Genomic DNA, 7,550 nt, shown 5'->3' on the forward strand with positions numbered 1-7,550 from the left:
CAAGCGAGGTCTGATCCAGTGAGGTCTGCACCAGCGAGGTTTGCGCCAGCGAGGTTTGCACCAGTGAGGTTTGCGCCAGCGAGGTTTGCGCCAGCGAGGTTTACACCAGTGAGGTTTGCGCCAGCGAGGTTTGCACCAGTGAGGTTTGCGCCAGTGAGGTATTTTCCAGCTGTATTCAGGAATCCAAATGCCCCAATACAAGCACTATAACCAATACTTTTTAAAAGTTTCGTGTTATCTTCTAATTTGCCTTCATCATTGGGTTTCCCACAAGGATAGAAATGGATTTTATTTTTCAACGCTTCTTTTTGCTGTCCGTAACGATGCAACTCTAGCAGTAAAATCATCACATTCAATCCCGTATAAACATCGACTTGTCGCAACCCTAAAAAGCGATCTCGATCTGCAATTTGTTCTTGGAGATTTAACATTTTTTTCTGAGGATAGTTTTCATTGGGAGGTGCATCAATATATTCTCCATCGCACCAACATTCATAAAAATTCTCTAAACGTTGAAATAATATACTATAACCAAAATTCTCAATTTCCATCAGTAGCCCCAGCAAATATTCGACAATTTCTGGTGTTAATTCCCCAAATCCCAACAGATCGTAAATTTCCCACGCTAAATTCTCATCGTTGAGATTAAATCCCCGTCGCCTTTGTTTTGTTTCTATCCATTCCTCCAAACTTTCTACAATACGCTTTGCACAAAGAAACTCCCCAAAACTCTTGTGAAAAAACTCCACCGATCCTTGATCGTCTCCCGATGCAGGTTGCAAATAAAACACCGCCAACGCATTTTTTAAACCCTCATCTCCTTTTTCCTCTCGCATCTGATTAATGAGATCGAGAGAACCTTTTTCTCCTTTCAAACGCTTTTCAATCATTTGCACCTTAGTATATTCTCCTCCCGACTGCACGACGCATAAACCTGCTTCCGTCAAGATGCGGCGCAAATCCTCAATATCTACTCCCGTTACCTGTTTTTGTATCAGAATGCTTCGCTGTTCTGTTAATACCCAATCTAAAGACTTCTCATAAATTTGAATCTTAGCTTGAATTTTCGTTGTACCCTCAAAATCTTCAACTTTCAATGCTCCATCTCGGTTCATTGCAGCTAAAAGATACAACAATAAAGGCTCTTTTGCTAATTCATCTTGAACAGTTTTAGGACAATTCTGCGATTTCAAAAAATCTCGTAATGCTTCTATTTTTTCCTTTGCTTTAGTGGGATTTTTATCAACAACTTTCTCCCAGTTCTCCAGCCATTTTGCTTGTATACCTTCATCCATCGGTAACAGTTTCACCCGTGCCAAATTTTGCGGCAAAGAACTAATTCCCTGTAACGCCAAAGATCGCCCCGTCAAAATCACCCGATGTCCCATTTCTGAATTTTGCAAACTATCTCGCTGAAATACTCCAACTTGCCGAATAAATCTCTCAACTCCACCGCTTGCACGCCCTTCTAAGCGCAACTCGTCAAACCCATCTAAAAGAAACAAAAAGCGAGTATTTCGGTCATATAACCAGCCGTTATCTGTTTGAGCAAAGTCTGTTCTTACTGCACTTTGTAACGTCTCCTCAAAACTCTGCTGAAAATCCTCAATATCTCGCAAGCGAATCAAAATCGGAGTCCAAATCGGGTGTAAATGTTGGCGAATCCAATCGGCAAACATCCGACAAAATACGCTCTTTCCTCGTCCAGGCGCACCCTGCACAAACATTACTTGCTTTTGTGCCTTATCACTTTCTAGCATTTCTCGCGCCCATTCTTCTAATACAAAAGAAGGTTGACGATTGCCCTTATCATCTTTTTTGTCTCTCCCATTCGCATCAAGAGAAATCGCCTTCAAAGGCACATAAATATCTTCAAAAGTAAACTCTTCTTTTGCATTAATGGTTTCCTTGGGTTTAGGTGCAATTTGTTCCTCCAGATAAGTCTCAATACTGAAATACTTCTCAAAAACCTCCTTTCCTCCCATCTGATACCATTTCAGAATTCTTTCCACCCCTTCCCCCGCAGCCGCCACAGCCTCATAAAGATAAGGTTCCGCATTCCGCGCCACCTTTTCCGCCAACAGTTTCGCCTCAGCATCCGCAATATTCGCCTCCTGTAACCGCGCCCTTAAAACTGCATTAAACTCCGCCGCCAACTGCGACTCGTGAAAATAAACCAGCGCCTTTCTCGCTTCCTTATCCTCTAACTCAAAGTCCCCTAATTTAGCGATTTGCCTTGCCAGTCCATCAGAAGCGCGAGGTTTCCCTTCGAGCTTCTTCCGTAACTCCTCATCCCCCTTAAGAATCTCCCGCAAACTCTCCAAATAAGCCACCTGAGACGCGATCGCCACCGCACTCGCTAAAGAAGGTTCTTCCTTCGTCACCTCCAGATACCATTTCAGCAACCCCGTGCCAATATTAATAAACGGTAAAGCCGATCCCGCCAACTCTAAAACCTCTTGCGCCACGTCAACGCCACCGCTTACGGTATCCTCCGACACTAACTCGCCAAGCGGCGCATGGAAAAATTGCCACAGTCTGCGAAGTGTTGCTTTCATTCACTTATTCTCGTCGATCGCCTCTCCAGTCTATAATAAGGGAGGATTGCGATTTTGTCGCGATCGCCTGCCCCTCAATCTGATATAACTAACCCAAGAACCTAGCAGAATAAACAGATGAGCGTAAAAAGATTAAAATTGCAAAAACCTGAAGCAGACCACGCTTTTATCGGTCTATGGCATATTTACGAGATGGAAATGTGGGACGAAGATTACTTTAATATGGACGTACAAGCCTATATCAGAATTAATGCGAATAATTTCGGTGAATTTCAGTTTGGGTTAGTTGAAGGAGGTCTTAATGGGTGGCTGGAAACAGAAGAACGTTTTGCCTTTACTTGGGAAGGATGTGATGAAATGGACGACGCAAGTGGCAGTGGATGGATAGAGTTAAACGGTGAGAATGAAATAGAAGGCCACATTGCCTTTCATCGAGGCGATCGCTCTCAGTTTAAAGCCAAAAGTGCTTAGTTTCTTCAATCTGATATAACTGAAATGCTAACATCTTAAAAATAGCGATCGAAAGTCTAGAATTATCCACATCATGAAATCCCATTGGCGAGAATACATCCACTGCGATCCTAAAATCCTGATTGGGAAACCCGTTGTCAAAGGAACTCGACTCTCTGTAGAGTTTTTATTGGGGCTATTTGCCGAAGGATGGACAGAAGATCAAGTCTTAGAAAATTATCCCACACTCACTCTAGAAGGATTACGAGCCGTTTTTGCTTTTGCCTCTGAATGTATTAGTCAAGAGGTTTGGTATGCTGCTTCTATGGTCAACCAGACACAATAAATGCAGTTTCTTGCCGATGAAAATTTTCCTAGAATTAGCATCAATCACTTGCGGGGATTAGGTTACGATGTTGCTTCCTGTAGCGAAGATGCGCCGCAGGCTGCTGATGAGGAGGTGTTGGCGCGTGCGATTCGAGAAGAACGTTTTTTGCTAACATTCGATCGCGATTATGGAGAACTTATTTATCGTTTAGGATTTCCCTCTCCTATTGGCGTTATTTATTTTCGCGATCGCCCTCAAAATCCGGCAGAATCAGCAGAAAGATTATGTAATACAATCGATCGAGGGATTGATTTTACAGGAATGTTTACCGTCTTAGAATTAGAAAAAGTGCGTCAACGTCCGCTACCTTAAAAAAATATCCTCACAAATCATGTACCTGAGATTGAATAAAATTTCCCCAAAAAGGCGATCGCGTCTTTCCCAATTCGGCCGCAAATAAGCGATAATAGAGAGCAATCTAGAGTAACATAGACCCTCCTTCCCTTAATTCTCGCGATCGCCATGAAGAGCCTTTTCCTCGACCACCTCAACAGTCCCCAGCGTCCCGTAATTGTCTTTGATGGTGCGATGGGAACAAATCTGCAAGTGCAAAATTTAACCGCAGCAGACTTTGGCGGGGAAAAATATGAAGGATGCAATGAATATCTCGTTCATACTAAACCAGAAGCCGTTGCAACGGTTCATCGAGACTTTTTAGAAGCAGGTGCAGATGTTATCGAAACCGATACTTTTGGGGGTACTACCTTTGTCCTAGCAGAATATGACCTTGCAGATCAGACTTATTATCTCAACAAAACCGCCGCAGAACTCGCCAAGAAAGTCGCCGCAGAATATTCAACCCCCGAAAAACCCCGATTTGTCGCCGGATCGATGGGACCGGGGACAAAACTTCCTACTTTAGGTCATATTGATTTTGACACCCTTAAAGAAGCCTATATTGTTCAAGTAGAAGGATTGATCGATGGTGGTGTAGATTTACTTCTTGTAGAAACCTGTCAAGATGTTTTGCAGATTAAAGCCGCATTAAATGCGATCGAAGCAGTCTTTGCAAACAAGAAAAAACGTCTCCCTCTTATGGTTTCCATTACCGTAGAAACAATGGGAACTATGTTAGTCGGAACAGAAATTAGTGCCGCGCTGACAATTCTAGAACCTTATCCTATTGATATTTTAGGGCTAAACTGCGCCACCGGTCCCGACTTAATGAAAGAACATATTAAATATTTATCGGAACATTCTCCTTTTATTGTTTCCTGTATCCCCAACGCAGGTTTACCGGAAAATGTCGGCGGACAAGCACATTATAAGTTAACGCCGATGGAATTGAGAATGTCTTTAATGCACTTTATTGAAGACCTTGGCGTACAAATTATTGGGGGGTGTTGTGGAACTCGTCCCGCACATATTCAACAACTTGCAGAAGTTGCCAAAATCCTAACACCAAAAGAACGAAAACCGAGTAATGAACCCTCTGCGGCTTCTATTTATAGTTCTCAGCCTTATATCCAAGATAATTCCTTCCTCATTGTAGGAGAAAGACTGAATGCCAGTGGCTCGAAAAAATGCCGCACTTTGTTAAATAAAGAAGATTGGGATGGGTTAATTTCTTTAGCTAAAGCACAGGTCAAAGAAGGCGCACATATCCTTGATGTTAACGTGGATTACGTGGGACGAGATGGGGTTAAGGATATGAATGAACTTGCCTCTCGTCTCGTTAATAATGTCACCCTGCCTTTGATGTTAGATTCCACAGAATGGGAGAAAATGGAAGCAGGTTTAAAAGTAGCTGGGGGAAAATGTATTCTCAATTCTACCAATTACGAAGACGGCGAACCGCGTTTTTATAAAGTGCTAGAATTGGCCAAGAAATACGGTGCAGGAGTGGTGATCGGGACGATTGATGAAGAGGGAATGGCGCGGACAGCAGAGAAGAAATTTGAAATTGCCAAACGCGCTTATAATGCAGCCGTTGAATATGGAATTCCAGGTCACGAAGTCTTTTTTGATTCCCTTGCATTACCGATTTCAACAGGGATCGAGGAAGATCGAGCCAATGGCAAAGCTACAGTTGAATCTATTGCCCGCATTCGCGAAGAATTACCGGATTGTCATATTATTCTAGGGGTTTCTAATATTTCCTTCGGTTTGAATACAGTCGCGCGTCAAGTTCTTAATTCTGTCTTCTTACATGAAGCAATGCAAGTTGGTTTGGATGCTGCTATTGTTAGCGCCAGCAAGATTTTACCCCTCGCTAAAATTGATGACAAACATCAGAAAATCTGTCTGGATTTAATTTACGATCGCCGGGAATTTGATGGTGAGGTTTGCACCTATGACCCCTTGATGAAACTAACAGACCTTTTTGCAGGTCAGAAAGCCAAGAAAGGAGAGGCGATCGATCTTAATCTTCCTGTTGAAGAACGCTTGAAACAGCATATCATCGATGGGGAACGCATCGGTTTAGATACTGCCTTAGAAGAAGCATTAAAACAACATCCACCGTTACATATTATCAATACTTTCCTTTTAGATGGCATGAAAGTCGTGGGAGAATTGTTCGGTTCTGGGAAAATGCAGCTTCCTTTCGTGTTACAATCTGCCCAAACTATGAAAGCTGCCGTTGCCTATTTAGAACCTTTCATGGACAAGGAAGAAAGTGCCAGTAATGCCAAAGGAACGGTAGTAATTGCCACGGTGAAAGGAGACGTTCACGATATTGGGAAAAACCTCGTTGATATTATCCTCTCCAATAATGGCTATGAGGTGATTAACCTAGGGATTAAACAACCTGTCGAGAATATTATTAAGGCTTATGAGGAGAGTAATGCTGATTGTATTGCCATGAGTGGTTTACTGGTCAAATCGACGGCATTTATGAAAGATAACCTCGAAACATTTAGCGATCGCAATATCACTGTCCCTGTTATTTTAGGGGGTGCAGCATTAACGCCAAAATTTGTCCATCAAGATTGTCAAAATGTTTACAAAGGTCGGGTTATTTATGGGAAAGATGCCTTTTCCGATTTGCATTTTATGGATAAATTAATGCCCGCCAAGAATACACAAAACTGGGATAATGTCAAGGGTTTTCTAGGAGAATTTGCAGAGGAAAATGATGCCATTAAAAATACTTCTCAAGATGCAAATATCGAAACATCTGCAACAGTAGAAAAAGAAGCAAAAAATCAAGAACCAGAAGTCATTGATACGCGACGTTCTGAAGCAGTTGATATTGATATTCCTCGTCCTACTCCGCCTTTCTGGGGGACGAAAATAATGCAACCCAAAGAGATTTCCTTAGAAGAAATTTTTGAGTATTTAGACTTGCAAGCACTATTTGTGGGACAATGGCAATTTCGCAAAACGAAAGACCAATCGAAGGAAGAATATGATGCGTTTCTGCAAGAGAAAGTATATCCAATTTTGGCAGAATGGAAACAGCGCATTTTAAAGGAAAACTCTTTACATCCCACATTGATTTACGGTTATTTTCCCTGTCAATCTGAAGGAAATACCCTCTATATCTACGATCCAGAAAATCCCGAACAAAAGCAGGAAATTGCTCAGTTTGAGTTTCCCCGACAAAAAGATAAGCGACGTTTGTGCATTGCAGACTTCTTCGCACCAAAAGGATCGGATATTATTGATGTGTTTCCCCTGCAAGCAGTGACAATGGGAGAAATTGCCACAAAATACGCGAAAAAGCTGTTTGATTCTGATGACTATACCAACTACCTTTACTATCATGGCATGGCGGTACAAACCGCAGAAGCCCTCGCAGAATGGACCCATGTTAAAATACGTCAAGAATTAGGATTTGCAGACCAAGAACCCGATAATATTCATGATGTTTTAAAACAGCGCTATCAAGGTTCGCGATATAGTTTCGGTTATCCTGCTTGTCCTAACATTCAGGATCAATATAAACAGTTAGAATTATTGGGATGCGATCGCATTAATTTATACATGGATGAGAGCGAACAATTGTATCCCGAACAATCAACAACGGCAATTATTACTTATCATCCTGTCGCAAGATATTTTAGTGTGTAATTTTAGTGTGTACTTAGGGTTTGCTGAAAAAGTTAGAAAAAAATTGAGGGGAGTGCAATCGCATTTTAGATGTGAGAAACTATAATCTTATATTGTCGATAATCTCTCCCTCTATAATGAAAGATAATGAGTTTCGTCAA

General features: G+C 41.8%; 5 protein-coding genes. 4 read left to right on the forward strand and 1 reads right to left on the reverse strand.

The window, feature by feature from the left end; genetic code table 11:
- Positions 1 to 2,558: pentapeptide repeat-containing protein (locus VB714_RS26180; protein ID WP_323228177.1), on the reverse strand; the 2,558-nt coding region annotated here is incomplete at its 3' end.
- 117 nt (positions 2,559 to 2,675) lie between these two features.
- Here VB714_RS26180 and VB714_RS26185 point away from each other — a divergent pair.
- From VB714_RS26185 to metH, 4 genes are all read left to right on the forward strand, one after another.
- On the forward strand, positions 2,676 to 3,029 hold the full coding sequence (locus VB714_RS26185) for a hypothetical protein (RefSeq protein ID WP_323228178.1): 354 nt from the start codon (positions 2,676 to 2,678) through the stop codon (positions 3,027 to 3,029).
- A gap of 73 nt (positions 3,030 to 3,102) precedes the next feature.
- Positions 3,103 to 3,354 (forward strand): DUF433 domain-containing protein, encoded by a 252-nt coding sequence (locus tag VB714_RS26190; protein WP_323228180.1) that lies wholly within the window; start codon positions 3,103 to 3,105, stop codon positions 3,352 to 3,354.
- Positions 3,355 to 3,708: a DUF5615 family PIN-like protein gene (locus tag VB714_RS26195; protein ID WP_323228182.1), complete on the forward strand. Its 354-nt coding sequence runs from the start codon at positions 3,355 to 3,357 to the stop codon at positions 3,706 to 3,708.
- A 216-nt stretch (positions 3,709 to 3,924) separates the two neighbouring features.
- Complete coding sequence (gene metH / locus VB714_RS26200) at positions 3,925 to 7,410, forward strand: methionine synthase (RefSeq protein ID WP_416309807.1); 3,486 nt, start codon at positions 3,925 to 3,927, stop codon at positions 7,408 to 7,410.
- Positions 7,411 to 7,550: the final 140 nt, after the last annotated feature.

The organism is Spirulina sp. 06S082, from assembly GCF_034932145.1.
GTDB lineage: Bacteria > Cyanobacteriota > Cyanobacteriia > Cyanobacteriales > Spirulinaceae > CCY15215.

Coding starts and splice junctions, on each gene's coding strand:
- metH (WP_416309807.1), top strand. CDS start 3,925: ATGGGAACAAATCTGCAAGTGCAAAATTTAACCGCAGCAGACTTTGGC.
- VB714_RS26190 (WP_323228180.1), top strand. CDS start 3,103: ATGAAATCCCATTGGCGAGAATACATCCACTGCGATCCTAAAATCCTG.
- VB714_RS26185 (WP_323228178.1), top strand. CDS start 2,676: ATGAGCGTAAAAAGATTAAAATTGCAAAAACCTGAAGCAGACCACGCT.
- VB714_RS26195 (WP_323228182.1), top strand. CDS start 3,355: ATGCAGTTTCTTGCCGATGAAAATTTTCCTAGAATTAGCATCAATCAC.